The sequence below is a fragment of the Delftia lacustris genome (assembly GCF_040267515.1).
GTDB lineage: Bacteria > Pseudomonadota > Gammaproteobacteria > Burkholderiales > Burkholderiaceae_C > Comamonas > Comamonas tsuruhatensis.
On record NZ_CP141274.1, the window covers coordinates 1,374,202 to 1,391,412 of the forward strand.

Genomic DNA, 17,211 nt, shown 5'->3' on the forward strand with positions numbered 1-17,211 from the left:
GTCACTTGATCGCGGCGATGCGGCGAATGTCCCTGCGGAAATTCAGGTTGGCCCGGCAGTCGCTCGGAGTTCCCGGCACCGCAAGCCTGCGGCCATTCGGCGCGACTAGCTTGCCATGTGTTTTGCCGTTCACGTACTGCCAACCTGAGCGGACCAGTGTCCGCACCAGGGCGGAGACCGTCTTGTCATTGCTGTATCTCATGTTCAACTTCAGGCCTGGCGCCATCGCTGGCGCCAGGCTCAGCTCCGGTTACTTCGAGCCCTTGGCGCCGCTTTGATTCGTGGCAGCGGCGCTCTGTGCCCGCGCAGCGAAGCTACCAGCTGGCACTTGTCCGCCGTTGGCCTTTGCGGTGGAGGATTGGATGCGAGCGGCTGCCTGGCTGGACATCGGGGTGGACTTGGCAGAGGACTTGGACATGGAAACCTTTCAATGGTGACGTTGCGCACATCGGCAACAGTCGAAAGGTTAGATTTCTTGCGGCAGTTCGTATCCCGCGCGACCGCTGAAGAAATTTTCTGTTTTGGTCTTCTTGCGGCGGCTGCGTCCCGATCCGCCCACTCCTAGAAGGGTGGGCTGCGCCGCGCCATCAGCGCCACTAGTTTGCAGCGCTCTGAGTTGCGCCCATGCTCAACCTGAATCGCCCCGGGTTTCGAGGAGGCTCAACACTCTGAGAGGATTGAGCCATGAGCAAGTCGAACAAGTTCTCGCCCGAGGTGCGTGAGCGCGCGGTGAGGATGGTGCAGGAGCACCGAGGGGAGTACGCGTCGCTGTGGGCGGCCATCGAGTCCATCGCGCCCAAGATTGGCTGCGTGCCGCAGACGCTGAACGAATGGGTCAAGCGCGCGGAGGTCGATGCCGGCGTGCGCGAGGGCGTGACGACCAGCGAGGCCCAGCGCGTGAAGGAACTGGAGCGAGAGAACCGAGAACTGCGCAAGGCCAACGAAATTCTGAAGCTGGCCAGCGCGTTTTTCGCCCAGGCGGAGCTCGACCGCCGCATCAAGTCCTGAAGGACTTCGTCGACCAGCATCGCCAGCAGTTCGGGGTCGAGTCGATCTGTCGCGTCATGCAGATCGCCCCGTCGGCGTACTGGCGCCATGCGGCCCGCCAGCGCAACCCGGCGCTGTGCTCGCGTCGCGCGCAGCGCGATGCGAGCCTGGTACCTCAAGTCCGGCACGTGTGGCAGGCCAACATGCAGGTCTACGGCGCGGACAAGGTCTGGCGCCAACTCAACCGTGAGGGTGTGGCGGTGGCGCGCTGCACTGTCGAGCGACTGATGCGTCAGCAAGGTCTGCAGGGCGTGCGCCGAGGCAAGGCGGTGCGCACCACCGTCCCTGACCCCAAGGCACCATGCCCGCTGGACCGGGTCAACCGGCAGTTCCGTGCCGAGCGGCCCAACCAGCTGTGGGTCTCGGACTTCACCTATGTCTCGACCTGGCAGGGCTGGGTCTACGTGGCGTTCGTGGTGGACGTGTTCAGCCGGCGCATCGTGGGCTGGCGCCAGAGCAGTTCGATGCACACCGAGTTCGTCCTCGACGCGCTGGAGCAGGCGCTGTACGACCGCAAGCCCGGCCAGGCGCAAGGCCTGGTGCATCACTCGGATCGCGGGTCGCAATACCTGTCCATCCGCTACAGCGAGCGCCTGGCCGAGGCCGGCATCGAATCGTCGGTGGGTTCCAAGGGCGACAGTTACGACAACGCCCTGGCCGAGACCATCAACGGGCTGTACAAGGCCGAGGTGATCCACCGGCGCGGGCCGTGGAAGAACAAGCAGGCGGTGGAGCTGGCAACGCTGGAATGGGTGGCTTGGTTCAACCATCACCGACTGATGGAGCCGCTGGGCTACATCCCGCCCGCCGAGTTCGAGGCCAACTACCATCGACAACGCGCTGGTCAGGCCGCGACCGTCTGACTTAAGGCTACGCTGATTAAGGTCAGCCTTGCGGGTTGATCGGGTGGCAAGGCAAGCGGTGCTTCGCGATGATGCCTGCATGAAGCAAGCAACACTCGCAGCAGCAGCCGATCAGGGCGCGGAGTTCGAGCGATTTCGCAGGCCAACGCGGCGCGATGTGTTCCTGCAGACGATGGACACCATCGTGCCGTGGGCTGAGCTGTGCGAAGTCATCGAGCCCCACTACCCGAAGGCCGGCAGGGGCCGTCCGCCCATTGGCCTGGAGCGCATGCTGCGCATGTACTTCGTGCAGCACTGGTTCAACCTCGCCGACGAGGCCTGCGAGGAGGCGCTGCTGGACAGCACGGCGCTGCGCCGCTTCGTGGGCATTGACCTGGGCCGCGAGCGCGTTCCCGACGGCACCACCTTGCTGAAGTTCCGCCGGCTGCTGGAGGACGACAAGCACAAGCTGGGCGCCGCACTGTTCACCAAGGTCGGTGAAGTGCTGCAGAGCAAGGGCATGAAGGTTGGCACCGGCACCATCGTGGATGCCACCATCATCTCGGCGCCGAGCTCGACCAAGAATGACAAGGGCGAGCGCGATCCCGAGATGCACCAGACCAAGAAGGGGCAGCAGTACTTCTTCGGCATGAAGCTGCACATCGGCGTGGACAGCGAGACGGGCCTTGCGCATAGCGCGGTGGTGACGGCGGCTAACGTTCACGACAAGCACCCGCTGCCCGAACTGCTGCACGGCCAGGAGCTGGAAGTCTTCGGCGACAGTGCCTACGCCTCCCAGCAGGCGTTGATCGCGGCCAAGGCACCGAAGGCCAAGGACCAGACGAATCAGAGGGTCCGAGGCACAGGGTATCTGGCCGACTTGGAGCGCATCGTCAACCGCATCAAGTCCAAGACGCGCTCTCGGGTGGAACACGTGTTTGCCGTGGTGAAGCGCCAGTTCGGCTTCAGCAAGGTCCGCTACAAGGGCCTGGCGAAAAACGCGACGCGAGCGTTCGTGGCGCTGGGTTTGGCGAACATCTACCTGGCGCGCAAGCGTCTGGTGGCATGAGTGCGTCCACAGTGGGCGTGCGACGCGCCTGCCACCTTGAAAAGGCTGAAGAATGCGGCGTTGACTTGGAGCAACCGGATCACGTCAGCCAAGTCGGGCGTCAGCACGACGCAGTGTCGAAATCTCAGGCTTGTTCAGCGTAGCCCTAAACATCCTTTTGCCTATTCCCGAACGCGCTGATGCGCTAATGCGCTTCCTCACAGGAGGCAGCTCGACCCAGGCCTCGTGGAAGTTGCCACTGAGCCCCGCCACCTTCCCTGACATCCGGCGCCGGGGAAGTTGCAGCCAGCCGTCGTCCTGCAACTGGCGCAGCGCTGCTGCGCGGGCGGCCAAGATCAGGCAGTCGTCGCGATGGCTTCCGTCTTGGTGGCGGAAGTGCGGCCGGCGCACGAATTCCTTCTTGGCGTTGTTGACGGCAATCAGCGGCTCGCCGCAGCTAGGGCACTCGCAGCCACACCTGGCACCATTGCGATCGGCACGTAAGCGCGCGGTGAAGTCATCTTGACTGCCGCATCGCCAGTCTCATGGCAAGTCAAGCGCTGGGTGACCAGCGATGCGGCAGCAGCTCGGCGATCCTGCTGGCCGGTTGCGTAGGCAGGCGGTCCAGCACGTTGCGCAGGTAGGCGTAGGGGTCGTGGCCATTCAGCTTGGCCGAGTGGAGCAGGCTCATGACGGCCGCGGCGCGCTTGCCCGCACGCAGGCTCCCCGCGAACAGCCAATTGGATCTTCCGATCGCAATTGGACGGATCTGGTTCTCCACCCAGTTGTTGTCCGCGGGCAGGCGTGCGTCATCGAGGTAGCGCACCAGCGCGGTCCATCGACCCAGGCTGTAATCGATCGCCTTGGCTGTGGCGGATCCTGGTGGCACCTTCTGTCGCTGGCCTGTTAGCCACATGTGCAACGCGTCGGCAATTGGCTTGGCCTTTTCCTGCCGAACTCGCCAGCGCTCTTCGGGGTCATGGTGTGCGATCTCTCGCTCAACGTCGTAGAGCTTGCCGAACAGCGCCAATGCCTGCTCGCCCACCGGGCTCTTGTGATTGGCCCAGAGCTCATGGAACTTGCGCCGCGCGTGCGCCAGGCAGCCCGCCTCGGTCACGCCGCTGGCGAACAAGGCTTTGTAGCCCGAGTAATCGTCGCACACGAGCGTGCCGCGCCAAGCGCCCTCACCGGGGTGCCCGAGGAACTCGGCCGGGTGCCGGCCGGCGCGGCTTTCGGCGAAGTCGAACACCACCAACCTGTCCGCCTGCAGGCCGGTGCTGCAGTAAGTCCACAGGTAAGCCCGGTGCGTCTTGCCCGCGCCGGGATCGAGCATGGCCACCGGCGTTTCGTCGGCATGCAGCACGGGCTGCGTGAGCAGCTCGGCCTTCATGGCGTCAACCAGCGGCTGCAGCTGCACGCCGCAGGCGCCCACCCACTGCGCCAGGGTCGAGCGCGGGATTGCAAGGCCGGCGCGAGCAAAGATTCCTTCCTGGCGGTACAGCGGCAGGTGATCGGCGTACTTGGCCACCAGCACCGGCCTCACAGTACCTTGGGGTACCTGCCGCCGGCGGTGTTCGCCGCGCAGTGGCGCCAGCGAGCTGGCGCCACTGCGCAACCAATCGAACCCATTACGATTCAACCCACGGACTCTGAACCGTCGCGTTGCTGATCCTGGGGGCAGCGCAACCGCAACCGGCGACGAGCCGCTGGCGCAGTCTAGGTCCTATAAAAGAGCTGTCTCAGCAGGCTTGCGCTCGCACATGCCCACCGGTAATGATTTGTCTCGTGTAGCGGCCGGCCGACGCTGAGAAAATCGATCTCTTGCCGAGAGATTTCCAGCTGAAGAGGCAGGACATCCTGTTGTTTTCCCTCTACACTATTCAAGAGAGCCTGGAGCCATTCATGAAGTTCAGCTGCTATCCCGTGACCCTGTGCCTGCTGCTGGCAGCGGCGTTGCCGATTCGGGCGCAGACGACTGCCGCAGCTCAGGCCATGAGTTTTGAGCAGGCCAGGGCGGCGTTTCTGGAGCGTTCGGATCAACTGGCGGCCTCGGCCAAGGCCGTGGACAGCGCCCGCCTGCGCCGCGAGGGCATGCAGGGGCTGGGCGGCCCGTCGGTGGCCATCACCGGCATGGGCTACCGCTATTCGGCCAATGTCGACCTGGACCCCGACCCGGCGCGCCGCGCCCTGGGCAATGGCATCTCGCACCTGCCGCCGCAGCTGGGCGGCGCCGTGGGGCAGTTGCCCAGCCTGCCGGCCAATTACGACCTGCAGCGCAAGAGCAATGTGGCCTCGGCCAGCCTCTCGGCCGTGTGGCCCATCTACATGGGCGGTCTGGGCGATGCGGTGCGCGGCGAACTTGACGCCATGACCGATGAAGCGCTGGCCGATGCCGCCACCAGCGCCGACCAGCTCAACACCTTGCTGGTGCAGCGCTACTTCACGGCCCAGCTGGCCGAGCGCGCCGCGGCCCTGCGCCGCCGCGCGCTGGAGGGCGTGCGCGCCCACGACGACGCGGCCCAGCGCATGCTCAAGGCCGGCGTGATCGCCCAGGTCGAGCGGCTGCAGGCCAGCGCGGCCCTGGCCGATGCCCAGCAGCAGGCGCGCAAGGCCGACGACGATGCGCGCCTGGCACGCAGCGCCTTGCTGCGTACCGTGCACGTAGCAAGTGGGGTGGGCGGTGTGCGCCCCAGCTCCCCCTTGTTCGTCAGCAGCGAGGCCTTGCCGCCGCTGCAGCAGTTTCTGGACGCGGCTCAGAGCCACCACCCGGGCCTGAGCAAGGTGGCGGCCAAGCGCCGCCAGGCCGAGTCGCTGCACGATGCCAGCGAAGCGCTGCGCAAGCCGCAGGTGCTGGCCTTCGGCATGCGTGAAGTCAATACCTCGGGCAAGCCCAACTGGGTGGCCGGCGTGGCCGTGCGCTGGACGCTGTGGGACAGCATTGACCGCGACAAGCTCTCGGCCGCCGGCCAGCGCAAGGTGGAGCAGGCCGAACTCACCGACGCTCAGGTGCGCTCCGACATCGCGCTGCTGGTCGAGAAGAACTGGCTGGCCGTGGAGCAGTCGCGCACCCAGTATCTGTCCGGCCAGGCCCAGGAGGATCTGGCGCGCGAGCTGCTGCGCTTGCGCGCGGCCGGCCTCAAGGAGGGCACCAGCACGGCGCTGGAGCTGATCGACGCCCAGCTCAACCTGGCCAAGGTGCAGACCGAACGCGCCGCCGCCGCCAACCAGTATGTGCAGGCCCTGGCCGCCTTGCTTGAAAGCACGGGACAGACCGACGACTTCACCCGCTACATGGCCCGTGCCGATATCCAGATCAAAGCAGACGCTCCATGAATACACCCGTACCGACCCCGTCACCCTCCAGCCCTGAAGTGCCGAAGCAGGCCAGGCGCCTGCCTGTGGCCGCGCTGATCGCCATGGCCGCCGTGCTGATCTTCATCATCTGGGGCTTCTGGCGCGCTGCCCAGCCTGCGGCCCCGTATTTCCAGGGCCAGATGGAGGCGCGTGAGGCCGATATCGCGCCCAAGGTCACGGCCCGCATCTCCAAGGTGTATGTGAGCGAGGGTCAGATCATCCAGCCCGGCGACCTGCTGGTGGAAATGGACAGTCCCGAGGTGCAGGCCAAGCTGGCCCAGGCCCAGGCGGCCCGGGATGCGGCCCAGGCCGTGGCCGCCAAGGCCAGCAACGGTGCCCGGCCCGAGGAGGTGCAGATGGCCGGCCTGAGCTGGCAGCGCGCCCAGGCAGCGGCCGAGCTGGCCAGGACCTCGTACGACCGCGTGCAAAGCCTGTTTAATCAAGGGCTGGTTTCGGCCCAGAAGCGCGACGAGGCCCAGACCAACTGGCGCGCCTCGGATGCCCAGGCCCGGGCTGCCAAGGCACAGTACGACATGGCGGCCAGCGGTGCGCGCGCGGAGGACAGGACCGCCGCTGCCGCCCAGGTGCGCCAGGTCGATGGCGTGGTGGCCGAGGTCAAGGCCGCCGAAGCCGAGACCCAGCTGCGCAGCCCCGTGGGTGGCGAGGTGGCGAATGTGCTGGCCAAGCAGGGTGAACTGTCGCCCCAGGGCGTTTCGGTGGTCACCGTGGTGGACCTGAACGACCAATGGGTGGTGCTCAATGTGCGCGAGGACCAGCTGCAGCGCTTTGCGATGAAGAGCCGCTTCACGGGCCGGCTGCCGGCGCTGGACAACCGTGAGGCCGAGTTCGAGGTGTACTTCCTCGGCGTGCTGCCCGACTTCGCCACCTGGCGCACCACGCGCGGCAGCCAGGGCTTCGATGCGCGTACCTTCGAAGTGCGGGCGCGGCCAGCCAAGCCTATCGAGGGCGTGCGCCCCGGCATGAGCGTCATTGTCGAGGGTGGTGCGTGAGTCCCTTTGCCGCCAGCCTGCGCCGCGAATGGACCAGGCTCAGGGCCAGTCCCTGGGACTTGGCCATGGTCAGCTGGGTGCCTTTGCTGACCATGGCGCTGATGTGCTGGATTTTTTCAACGGGTCAGCCCTACCGCCTGCCTATCGCCGTCTGGAATCAGGACCATTCCGCGCTGTCGCGTCAGCTGGTGCGCATGCTGCAGGCAACGCCAGGGCTGGAGGTGCGCCAGAGCGTGCTCAATCGCGCCGAAGCCGCCGATGCGCTGCTGCGCATGGATGTCTATGGCGTGGTGCATATCCCGCCCGATCTGGAAACCCAAGTCAAGCAAGGCAGTGGCGGCGTGGTGACCTTGCTGCACAACGCACAGCTGGCCACGGCATCCAGCCTGCTGCAGCGCGACCTGAGGCAGGTGGTGGGCACTTTGTCGGCCGGCGTGGAGATGCAGGCGGCGGCCAAGCGCGGCTCGCCGCACCAAGTCTTGCAGGTGCGGATCGAGCCGATCACGACGCAGTTGCTGGCGCTGTTCAATGTCTCCACCAATTACGAGCAGTTTCTGGCTGCGACGCTGGTGCCAGCGCTGATTCATATCCTGGCCATGACGGCGGCAGCCTGGTCCGTGGGGCGAGAGCTGCGCGAACGCACGCTGGGCCAGTGGCTCAGCCCCTACGCGCAAAAGCCGGGATGGCTCGATGTCACTGGCTCCCTGCTGGGCAAGCTGACGCTGCCTGCGGTACTGCTGTGGGGCTGCGGCATGGCGGCCTTGCTGTATCTGGCGCAGCTGCGGGGCTGGGCAGTTGCCGGTAGCACGGGTTGGATTGCTGTGGGCCTGGCCGCGCTGGTGGCCGTGAGTCTGGCTGCAGGGGCGACGTTGGCGGCCGTCACGCTGTCGCTGCGCACGGCATTGTCCGGTGCGGGCCTGCTGTCGGCGCCCGCTTTTGCGTTCAGCGGCATTGGCTTTCCCTTGCTGGCAATGACCAGCAGTGCCCGAGGCTGGGCATTGGCCATGCCCTACACCCATTACGCCAGACTGCAGATCGAGCAGTGGCAGATCGGGGCGCCCGTGGTGCAGACCCTGCCCGTGGTCTCCGGCCTGCTGCTGGCGACCCTGGTGCTGCTGGCGTTGGCGTCAGCGGGTTTGCTGCGCGCTTTGGGCAGGCCCGAGAAATGGGGGGGGCGCTGAGTCATGCCCGAATCCAACACCGGTTTTTTCAGGCTCTGGCTGGACAATCTGCAGGCCATGCTGCGCGACAAGGGGGCGTTCTTGCTGCTGGTAGGAGCGCCGGTGCTCTATGGCTTTTTCTATCCCTGGTTTTACAGCACGCAGGTGGTGCAACGCGTGCCCGTTGCTGTAGTGGTGCAGGACCACTCCAGTCTGGCGCGGCAGATGTTGCGCTTTGCCCAGGCCAGCCCGCGCATCCATCCGCAGCTGGTCACGGCCGATGAAGGCGAAGCGCGCGCGGCCGTGCTGCGCGGCGAGGTCATGGGCTATGCGCTGCTGCCGCGCGATCTCAAGCGCGATGTGCTGCGCCGCGCGAATGTGGTGATTCCGGTCTACGCCAATGGCGCCTATCCCTTGGTCAGCAAGCAGGTGCAATACGGTTTTGCCGAGGCTTTCGGCACCGTCTCGGCCGGCGTGGAGATCAAGCGTCTGCAGGCCGGTGGGCAGAGCGCACCGCAGGCGGCCGTGAGCCGCTCGCCCGTGAACGCCCAGGCCGTGGCCCTGTTCAACCCCACCGAAGGCTATGGCAGCTTCGTGGTGGCGGCCGTGTCCGTGCTCATCCTGCAGCAGACGCTGCTGATGGGCAGCGCGCTGCTGGTCGGTACCTGGCGCGAGCAAGGTGCCGACCGCGTTGGCTCGCGCCAATGGCTGGCGCGGCTTTTGGCACTGTGCGTACCGGGCTGGCTGGCCGGGCTGTTCTATTTCGGCTGGATCTTCATCTGGCAGGACTTTCCGCACGGCGGCAACCCCTGGGGCGCGCTGGCGCTGCTGGCCTGCTTTGTGCCGGCCGTCGTGGGCTGCGCCTGCCTGCTGGGCTGGTGGCTGGCCGATCGCGAGCGGGCCCTGCAAGTGGTGCTGTTTTCCTCGATTCCACTGGCGTTTCTGGGAGGCTTCACCTGGCCCGTCGAGGCCTTGCCCGAGCCGCTGCAGTGGCTGCGCTGGCTGTCGCCCAGTACGGCGGGCATAGAGGCCTCGCTGCGCTTCAATCAGCTGGGTGCGCCTTTGCAAGCTGGCCTGTCGCAACTGTCCTGGCTGGCCACCATGGCTCTGTTGACCTGGGCGGCCGTGCTCTGGCTGGGAGCGCAGCCGCAGCCTGCACCTTGGCCCGCTCGGCGGGGCGGAAGCACTCGGTCAGCAAGGCCGTGGCGCCGATAAAGCCGAAGTTCCAGCCCACGCCCAGCAAATCAGCGAGCCCCAGAAAGTGAAACAGCTCCAGACCCAGCAAGGCAAGCATGCTGGCCGTGGCAATCATCAGCATGCCCAGAGCCGCGATGGGGCGCTTGCCAAAAACGTGCAATCAGCTTGCCCGTGAAGAAACTGGGCACAAACATGGCCAGCACATGCCACTGTATGCCCATGGCGGTGGTCATCGGCCCGGGAAGAATGGTCGTGATGCGCCGGGCGGTCACGCCCAGCGGCCTGCCCGTCGGCATGGGCGGCCGAAGCGGCATAGCGCGCCGGATCGGCCTCGAAGGCGCGGTCCTACTCCACCTGATGCGCCGCCGTGGCGGGATGGACCGGCACGCCGCAGACCGGATCCTTGGCGTGCACACGGGGAGCTGCCTCGTCAGCTCGGCCCTGATGCGCATGAGCGCCGCGGGACGGAACCACGGCGGAAGGATGCGGTTGTTCGGCCATGTCGCGCCTCTCCCGCATCGGCGGGCTCGCCGCTACTCGTCAATCCGAGATCAGGTGGTACTGCTTGAGCAGTTCGGCGATCTCGGTGCCTTCGAGCTTGTTCAGCAGCAGCTTGCGCAGGAACGCCGGGCCGGGAATGTCCAGTTCCTTGCCGTCGCGCAGGCGGCCGGTCGCCGCCAGCAGCGTGCGCACGTCATAGGTGGAATTGAACACCTCCGGCACACCGCGCTCCACACCCAGCAGGGTATACACCGCTTCCATCGGCGTGCGCACCGAATACTCGGTGGTGAAGATGCAGTCGCGCTGCCTGGACTCGGCGAACTGGCCGATGAAGGCGAAGTTGACCGCGCCCTCAGGCACCACGTCCGGCCGGTCACCAGCCTGGCGCGGCATGAAGAAGGCGGTGATGTACGGCATCATCACCGGCACCGTCCTGGCGCCGGTCGCGGCCAGCTCGTCGATCTCCTCCACCGGAACGCCCAGGTGGTAGAGCCATTCGCGGGTGATCTCCTCGCCGGTGCATTCCTGCATCGGCTTTTTCACGTAGTCGCCGGGCGTGTCCACGAACAGCGCGTAGACCCAGACCACGATCTGGTCCTTGGGCTGCTGCTTGAAGTGCGGCTGGCGGTTGACCGTCCAGCTCAGCAGCCAGCTCGAATCGCGCACGCTGACGATGCCGCCGGTCACCACCTTGCCGCTGAACGGGTCGCGTTTGGCGATCTTCTGGATGTACTGCGGGATGCGCGCGTCCAGCGTGGTGACGGTGGCCGACTCCCACTTGGTCTGCGGGATGTGCGCGCCGAACACGTCGGGGCGGCCGAAGTCCGGCGCCCTGGCGGCGATGCGCCGCCACAGGTCCCAGGCCGGCGCCGGGCCTTCGTCGAGCCGAGCAGGAGTGTGGTGATCGCCGTTGTCCGAGTTCTCGGTCAGCGAGCCGATGGTCATGAACACCAGGTCGTCCGGGCCGAGGTCCACGCCGCCGTCGGCGCCATCGCGCTTCCAGTGGATCCGCGTGGCCTGCTTGCGTCCGGGGGCGATGTCGAAATCGACGTCGGTCACCTCGGTGCCGTACTGGAACTTCACGCCGTGGCCTTGCAGCCACTTCACCAGCGGCAGCACCAGCGACTCGTACTGGTTGTACCTGGTGAACTTCAATGCCGAGAAGTCCGGCAACCCGCCGATGTGGTGGATGAAGCGGTGCAGGTACAGCTTCATCTCCAGCGCCGAATGCCACTCCTCGAAGGCGAACATGGTGCGCCAGTACAGCCAGAAGTTGCTGTCGAGGAAGTCGCGGCCCAGCACCTCGTCGATGCGCTTGTTCTCCATCTCCTCGCGCGTGGCCAGGAACAGCTTGATCACGTCCTTCTGCGCCTGCTCGCTGAGCGTGAACAGGCCGTCGGTGCGCGCATCTTCGCCTTGGTTCACCGTGGCGCGCTGCAGCGAGTAGTTGGGATCGTCCTTGTTGAGCCAGTAGAACTCGTCGAGCACGCTGGCGCCTTCGATCTCCAGCGAGGGGATCGAGCGGAACAGGTCCCACAGGCACTCGAAATGGTCCTCCATCTCGCGCCCGCCGCGGATCACGAAACCCTTCTCGGGCACGTCCAGCCCATCGAGCGCGCCGCCGGCGATCGCCTGCTGCTCCAGGATGGTGATGCGCTCGCCGGCCACGCCACCGTCCCGGATCAGGAAGGCCGCACCCGCGAGACTGGCCAAGCCCGATCCGACGAACCACGCCGTCTTCCGGTCGGCGCCTTCGGGCTTGCGCGGGCGCACGAAGGCCTCATAGTTTCCGCTGCTGTAGTGCATGACAAATTCCTTTTCTGACGGTTGTTGAAGAGTCAGGCGGCTGGCCGGTAGATGTAGGAGCCCTCGCCAGACGCGACGCCGAGCTTGCCCTGGTCGATGACGTTTTCCTTCAGCCAGTCGGCGAGCTGGCGCATCTGTGCGTCGCCGTGCGAGAGCATACTGTAGGGCGTGGTCAGGCCGATGACGTCGTAGATCTGGAACGGCCCCAGCGGCGCGCCGGTGGCGGTGCACCAGACCTTGTCCACGTCGTGCGGGTCGGCGTATCCGCCGGCCGCCAGTTCCGCCGCCGCGTTGAGCAGGGGCACCAGCAGCGATTGAGTACGTCGCCGGCTTTTTCCTTGCGTACCGGGATCGGTACCATGCCGATGGCAGCGGCTAACGCCACGACCGCCTCGAAAACGGCCGCCGATGTGTCGGCAGTGCCCATCACTTCTGCGGTGTTGAACTTCCAGATCTGGTGGGCGAAATGCAGGGCGAGGAAGCGGTTCGGGCGACCGGTGGCCTCCTTCATCGAGCTGGGCAGCAGCGTGGTGGAGTTGGTGGCGAAGATCGTCTTGGCGCAGTCGCCCCAGTGCGGCGTCGGCCCTGCCTTGCACACCGGGCACTTCCTTCTCGTAGGTCTCGACCAGCTCGGTGAACCGCTCTCGCGCCTTGGCGATGGCCGCATCGTCGATGTCGTAAACCGACACCTCGATACCGCTGTAGGCGCTCTGGAAGGCGATCTGCGAGCCCAGCACGCCCGTGCCCAGCGCCGTGACCTTGCTAATGCTGCTCATCATGACGCTCCTGTCTGGCATCTGTTCAACGTGGTGGGTTCACTGCCAGGCCCACGAAATATCCATCCACAACTTGCCGGACCTGCGCGCGCAAGTCGTCCATCGGTGCGTGGTCGGGGTGGGCGCCGGTGGAGGCGCGCGAGACCGCCAAATGAGCAGCGCCGAAGATCAAGATGCTGGCCACGCGAGCCGACTCCTGGTGCGCCGGCAAACCGCGCTCAACGGCTTGCTGCACCAGGCGCGCCGCTACGGCGGCCTCCAGGTCGGCGAGCAGCGCGAGGCCTTCGAGACGGTACTTATCTCCCGACGGACCGAACATCAGCTGGCGCTGGTAGACCGCCAGGTTCTCGGCGTGTCGGCCGCCCAGTTGCAGGATTGGCGCGACCATGGCGACCACTGCATCCACTGGATCACTTAACGCATGAGCCTGCGCCGCTCCTTCCGCCAAGGCCGCGCACAGCGCCTGGTTGAGGACCACCAGCAACAGTTCCTCCTTGGATGCTGCGTAGCGGAACAACGTGCCTGCCGCCACATCCGCCCGCTCTGAGATCGCTTGAGTGGTCACACTGGCGAAGCCAGATTTTTCGAATAGCTCCGCTGCTGCCCGGAAGATGCGGGAGTGCTTGTCCTGCATGTTCCGGTCACGCCGACCGGGTCGAACTGCCAGTGACATCGATACCATGAAGTCGATTATTGAGCGCGCTCATTAATGAGCATACTCCTTTTAATCAAAGTCAAGCTCTGCCGTGTGGCGAGCATGCGCTTCCCCCCGGGCGCACTGGCCTCAGATCTACAGCACCGACCCGCTGGAGCGGCTCAACGCCGAGATCAAGCAAGCGCAGGACCAACGTCGTGGCCATCCTATGAAGCTCGATGGTGAGACGTCGGCGTCCTCGGCGTCCTCAGTAGGGCCGGCGGCTTTCGCGACTCTTGCGTGACCAGTGCCCTGTTCAGCGCTCGTCTCCCGGCGGTCAACCGTCGAGCGGCTGCCGGGGGCAAAGAGCGACGCAGGTGAGGGCGCCTTGGCTCCCAGCGCGCGTGTGTAGGCAGCAAGGAAGGCCTTCGCAGGCGGCGGGCCACCGACCTCTTGAGCCTTGGCGGCTTCAGCATCCATTGGAAAGCTGTCGACCAACGCCTTCCAACCCTCGTGACGCCCCTTGCGTGGGCGACCCGACAGATGCAGCGTCTGCCAGGCAGAGATAACGGAAGCGGGTAGCACCCTTCCGAGAGCCGCTTCAGCTGTCAGCATCAGCCCTATGGCTGCATCAATGTTGCCCAACGGGCGCGGCGGCTACATCGGCTGTGGTCACGTGCTCAAGAGCCTGTTGCTGGGCCAGTCCGTATCTCTGGTGGACATCACAGTCAACGGAAAGCCGGACACCACCGTCGGCTACCAGGGCCGTCGCCTGATCGCGGGTACGAACAGCGCCACCTGTGCCGGCCTGCTTCGAATGCCCGACGAGAGGCTGGTTGTTGCTGCCAACGATGGCGGCCAGGCCGTCGTCATGTTCTTCGACCGGTGAGACCCACAAGCAATGATCAGGAGGACGATTCACATGAACTCAACCAAGCACATCGAGCAACGTCGACGGTTCCTGCAGCTGGCGGTTCTGCCCGCAGCATTGTTGTCAGCTAACCCTGCCCACGCCGTCCTGGAGTGGCTCGCTGAGAAGGCGGCGGAGAACCGCAGAAAGCGCTACGAGGCGATGCCAGACAAAGCACTCGTCGATGCGTTCTACGTGATGCTCGAGGACGGAAAGAAGGAGAGTCTCACGCCCGCTTTGGTCCAGGCTGGGTACCGCCTGAAGGATCTGAATTTGGGCATGCTGACCCTGTCCAGGCGCATGGACACGGACCAGCCGATCGAAACCCCCAGCTCGATCATGCGGAGCTACGTCCCTGACGCCGATACTGATCCTGTCGCAGCGGTCTACGCTGCCCTGGGCAAGGGGCGCGGCAACACGGTCAAGGCCTACAAGCCGGTCTTCGCAGGAAAGCTCAGCCGGCTGTCACCGACCGCCGTAATAGAGCCACCGATGTTCGCCGTAATGGAGCCAGGAACAGGTGGGTGGAACGGGCGTCCCGAGGGGTTACGCTGGGGTGGATTTTGAAGGCTTTTGCGGTGCCGGTTTCCCTGCTGCCGTGGCGATCTGCTTGGGCGCCCGGTACGACTGCCCGTCCAGCACCAGGCAGTAGGCGTTGTGGCGCAGCCGGTCCAGGCTCGCGCTGGCCAGCAGCCGGTTGGCCGGGAAGGCCTGATCCCATTCGGTGAAGTCCAGGTTGCTGGTGACGATGGTGGCGGCCTGCTCGTAGCGCTCGGCGATCAGGTCGTGCAGGTCCTCGTCAGCCGGCGCGCGCAGCGGCTTCAGGCCGAAGTCATCAATGATGAGCAGCGGCACCCGGGCCAGCGTGGCCAGCTTGCGCTCGTAGCTGCCCGTGGCGCGCGCCGCGTTCAGGCTCTGCGTCAGGCTCGCGCAGGTCGTGAAGACCACGTCCACGCCCTGGCGCACCGCGCAGTGGCCCAGCGCCTGCGCCAGGTGGCTCTTGCCAGTGCCGCAGGGTCCGACGATGAGTACCGGTGCCTTCTCGTGCAGGTAGCGCCCGGTGGCCAGATCGTGCACGAGCGCGCGGTTGAGCTGGGGCAGCCGCTCGAAGTCGAACTGCTCCAGCGTCTTGGTGGTGCGGAACTGCGCGCGGCGCAGCCGGGTGCTGAACTTCTTCTGCTCGCGTCGGGCGATCTCGTCGCTGATGAGCAGGGCCAGGAAGTCGGTGTAGGCCATCTTGGCCTCGATGGCCTGGCGGTTACGGGCTTCGAGCGAGTCGAAGATGCCGGACAGACGCAGCTGCTTCAACTGCGGTGCCAGCTCGGGGGCGGGGTTCATGGGTCTACTCCTTCGGTCAATGCAGCAGGTCTTGCTGCGGGTGGGGGATGAGTTCAGCGAACAGCTCGGTGGCCGGCCGGGTGAAGCGGGTGCGGCCATAAGCCTCTGGCGTGGGCGCAGGGACGTCGGCGCGCTGGTCGGCGCCGGTGGCCAGGATGGTCTTGACGGTGCGGTAGTGCGGCGAGCCGTGCGCCAGTGCGCGGGCGCAGGCCGCCTCCAGCCGGGCGGCTCCATAGGGCTTGAGCAGGGCCAGCACGCCCTGCGCCGCGCGCAGCCGCTCCAGGACCTGATCGCGCAGCAGCTGCTCGATCAAGGCCGCGCAGGACGCGCCGATGCGCTCGGCCTGGGTCGCGCACCAGGCCCGGTCGCGGCCGAAGAAGGCTTGCGCCTCGGGCGGCAGGTGCTCGCGCACGCTCACGCGCTGGCCGGGCTTGAGTCCTCGGGGATGGGTGGCGACGTGGCGGTAGTCCTCGAACAGCGCCACGGCCGCGTCGGTGGCGCGCAGCCACAGGGTCTTGCCCACCAGCGTGAACGGCGCCGAGTACAGCACGCGCTCGAACTGCACATGGCAGTCGCGGTGCACGTTCACGCGGTGCCAACTGCCCAGGTCGGGCGCCTGGCTGGGCAGCGCCTTCAGCAGCGGCGCTTCCAGCGCGAACAAGGCCAGCGGGCTGCGCCGCGTGGTGCCATGGCAGCGCTCGCCAGCCTCCTCCAGCACCCAGGCCCGGGCCTGCGCGTTGAGGTCGGCCAGGTCGCGGAAGGTCCTCAGCGGCAGGAAGTTGCCCTTGAGGTACTTCACGCCCGATTCGACGACGCCCTTCTTCTGCGGGTCGTGCGGCGGGCAGGGGTCGATCTTGAAGCCGTAGCCTTCCGCGCATTCGGCGTAGGCGCGCTGCACGGTGGGGTCCTGGGCGCAGGCGCGGGTGATGGCGCACTTGGCGTTGTCGATGATGACGCGCGCCGGGACGCCGGCGAACCACTCGAAGGCCCGGCGGTGGCAGCCCAGCCAGGTGGCCACGGTCTGGTCCCAGACGAACTCGACGTACTGGTGGCGGCTGCTGGCCAGCGTCATCACGAAGGCCCAGGTGCGCCGGGGCTGGCCGTCGGGGTGGATGAGCATGGGGCCGGCGCCGAAGTCGACCTGGGCGGCGTCGCCGGGCTCGAAGTCGAGGCGGCAGGTGGTCTCGGGCGGCAGCCGGCTGCGGATGTCGGCCACCAGGCGGCGCACGGCCGAGTAACTGCCGGCCCAGCCGTGCTGGCGCTTGAGCGCCGCGTGGATGGCCGTGCCCGAGACGCTTTGCTCGACCCAGGCCGCGATCCTGCCGCGATGGGCCTCCAGCGTGGAGATGGTGGTGCGAGCCTTGCGCGGGCTGCCTAAAGCGGCGGCTATGGCCTCGTCATCGGGCAGAGGCAGCGAGACGTCCAGCCAGCCCCGCTCGGTGGCCAAGCGGCGCCACTGCGCCGCCTTGGGCCGGCCCATGACACGGGCTGCTGCAAGGTCGCGGTCGGAGTCGCCCTGGCGCATGCGCAGCAGGGCCTGTCGGTAGTGATGCATCTCGAATCTCCTGCGCGCCATCCCTGGCCCTCC

16 protein-coding genes, 3 pseudogenes and 1 other annotated feature are annotated in these 17,211 nt (G+C 66.4%); of the genes and pseudogenes, 9 read left to right on the top strand and 10 right to left on the bottom strand.

All coding sequences use genetic code 11. From position 1 onward, the window contains the following. Position 1: 1 nt before the first annotated feature. Both U6958_RS07680 and U6958_RS07685 read right to left on the bottom strand, forming a co-directional pair. Entirely contained in the window at positions 2 to 202 is a 201-nt protein-coding gene (locus U6958_RS07680) for a hypothetical protein (protein WP_227468498.1), read from the bottom strand. 48 nt (positions 203 to 250) lie between these two features. Continuing rightward, a complete protein-coding gene (locus tag U6958_RS07685) occupies positions 251 to 418 on the bottom strand; it encodes a hypothetical protein (RefSeq protein WP_074921461.1) in 168 nt (55 codons plus the stop codon). Between the two features lie 266 nt (positions 419 to 684). Between U6958_RS07685 and U6958_RS07690 the strand changes: the two genes are divergently transcribed. Continuing rightward, a protein-coding gene (locus tag U6958_RS07690) for an IS3 family transposase (protein WP_390889472.1) occupies positions 685 to 1,910 on the top strand; the annotation gives its coding sequence in 2 pieces (ribosomal slippage) (positions 685 to 973 and positions 973 to 1,910; 1,227 coding nt in all). Then, positions 963 to 1,079, top strand: a sequence feature (AL1L pseudoknot). It overlaps the preceding gene by 117 nt. A 79-nt stretch (positions 1,911 to 1,989) precedes the next feature. Next, the gene (locus tag U6958_RS07695) at positions 1,990 to 2,958 is read left to right on the top strand and encodes an IS5 family transposase (RefSeq protein ID WP_016445619.1); all 969 of its coding nucleotides are present in this window, start codon (positions 1,990 to 1,992) and stop codon (positions 2,956 to 2,958) included. 532 nt (positions 2,959 to 3,490) lie between these two features. Here the strand turns inward: U6958_RS07695 and tnpC are convergent. Continuing rightward, positions 3,491 to 4,486, bottom strand: a pseudogene (gene tnpC / locus U6958_RS07700) (IS66 family transposase); the annotation flags it as partial. Positions 4,487 to 4,839: 353 nt separating this feature from the next. Here tnpC and U6958_RS07705 point away from each other — a divergent pair. From U6958_RS07705 to U6958_RS07720, 4 genes are read left to right on the top strand one after another with little or no spacing between them, the layout of a single operon-like run. Beyond that, positions 4,840 to 6,270, top strand: coding sequence for a TolC family protein (locus U6958_RS07705; protein WP_016445621.1), 1,431 nt, complete (start codon positions 4,840 to 4,842; stop codon positions 6,268 to 6,270). Continuing rightward, positions 6,267 to 7,301, top strand: a complete 1,035-nt coding sequence (locus tag U6958_RS07710; RefSeq protein WP_016445622.1) for an HlyD family secretion protein — start codon at positions 6,267 to 6,269, stop codon at positions 7,299 to 7,301. Before U6958_RS07705 ends, U6958_RS07710 begins: the two co-directional genes overlap by 4 nt. Further along, positions 7,298 to 8,482 (top strand): ABC transporter permease, encoded by a 1,185-nt coding sequence (locus U6958_RS07715; protein WP_016445623.1) that lies wholly within the window; start codon positions 7,298 to 7,300, stop codon positions 8,480 to 8,482. Before U6958_RS07710 ends, U6958_RS07715 begins: the two co-directional genes overlap by 4 nt. Before the next feature lie 57 nt (positions 8,483 to 8,539). Beyond that, positions 8,540 to 9,676 carry an ABC transporter permease gene (locus U6958_RS07720; RefSeq protein WP_390889473.1) on the top strand — a complete coding sequence of 379 codons (1,137 nt, stop codon included), beginning with the start codon at positions 8,540 to 8,542 and terminating at the stop codon, positions 9,674 to 9,676. Here the strand turns inward: U6958_RS07720 and U6958_RS07725 are convergent. The 5 genes and pseudogenes from U6958_RS07725 to U6958_RS07745 form a co-directional block, all read right to left on the bottom strand. After that, positions 9,612 to 9,882: pseudogene (locus U6958_RS07725) on the bottom strand (MFS transporter); the annotation flags it as partial. The gene U6958_RS07720 and the pseudogene U6958_RS07725 overlap by 65 nt on opposite strands. Before the next feature lie 316 nt (positions 9,883 to 10,198). Continuing rightward, complete coding sequence (locus U6958_RS07730; protein WP_016445625.1) at positions 10,199 to 11,965, bottom strand: oleate hydratase; 1,767 nt, start codon at positions 11,963 to 11,965, stop codon at positions 10,199 to 10,201. 32 nt (positions 11,966 to 11,997) lie between these two features. Next, the gene (locus U6958_RS07735; RefSeq protein ID WP_346727161.1) at positions 11,998 to 12,270 is read right to left on the bottom strand and encodes a 3-hydroxyacyl-CoA dehydrogenase family protein; all 273 of its coding nucleotides are present in this window, start codon (positions 12,268 to 12,270) and stop codon (positions 11,998 to 12,000) included. 92 nt (positions 12,271 to 12,362) lie between these two features. Then, positions 12,363 to 12,762, bottom strand: a pseudogene (locus U6958_RS07740) (3-hydroxyacyl-CoA dehydrogenase NAD-binding domain-containing protein); the annotation flags it as partial. A gap of 4 nt (positions 12,763 to 12,766) precedes the next feature. Beyond that, positions 12,767 to 13,375 (bottom strand): TetR/AcrR family transcriptional regulator, encoded by a 609-nt coding sequence (locus U6958_RS07745; protein WP_016445627.1) that lies wholly within the window; start codon positions 13,373 to 13,375, stop codon positions 12,767 to 12,769. Positions 13,376 to 13,487: 112 nt separating this feature from the next. Between U6958_RS07745 and U6958_RS33325 the strand changes: the two genes are divergently transcribed. From U6958_RS33325 to U6958_RS07760, 3 genes are all read left to right on the top strand, one after another. Beyond that, complete coding sequence (locus U6958_RS33325; protein ID WP_390889471.1) at positions 13,488 to 13,679, top strand: transposase; 192 nt, start codon at positions 13,488 to 13,490, stop codon at positions 13,677 to 13,679. Between the two features lie 318 nt (positions 13,680 to 13,997). Continuing rightward, entirely contained in the window at positions 13,998 to 14,264 is a 267-nt protein-coding gene (locus U6958_RS07755; protein ID WP_143044504.1) for a hypothetical protein, read from the top strand. A gap of 33 nt (positions 14,265 to 14,297) precedes the next feature. Beyond that, complete coding sequence (locus tag U6958_RS07760; protein WP_016445629.1) at positions 14,298 to 14,852, top strand: hypothetical protein; 555 nt, start codon at positions 14,298 to 14,300, stop codon at positions 14,850 to 14,852. On the opposite strand, the gene istB is transcribed toward U6958_RS07760, so the two are convergent. Both istB and istA read right to left on the bottom strand, forming a co-directional pair. Beyond that, on the bottom strand, positions 14,832 to 15,623 hold the full coding sequence (gene istB / locus U6958_RS07765) for an IS21-like element helper ATPase IstB (protein WP_016445630.1): 792 nt from the start codon (positions 15,621 to 15,623) through the stop codon (positions 14,832 to 14,834). The genes U6958_RS07760 and istB overlap by 21 nt on opposite strands. 16 nt (positions 15,624 to 15,639) lie before the next feature. Further along, a complete protein-coding gene (istA, locus tag U6958_RS07770) occupies positions 15,640 to 17,178 on the bottom strand; it encodes an IS21 family transposase (protein WP_051170575.1) in 1,539 nt (512 codons plus the stop codon). Positions 17,179 to 17,211 lie beyond the last annotated feature (33 nt).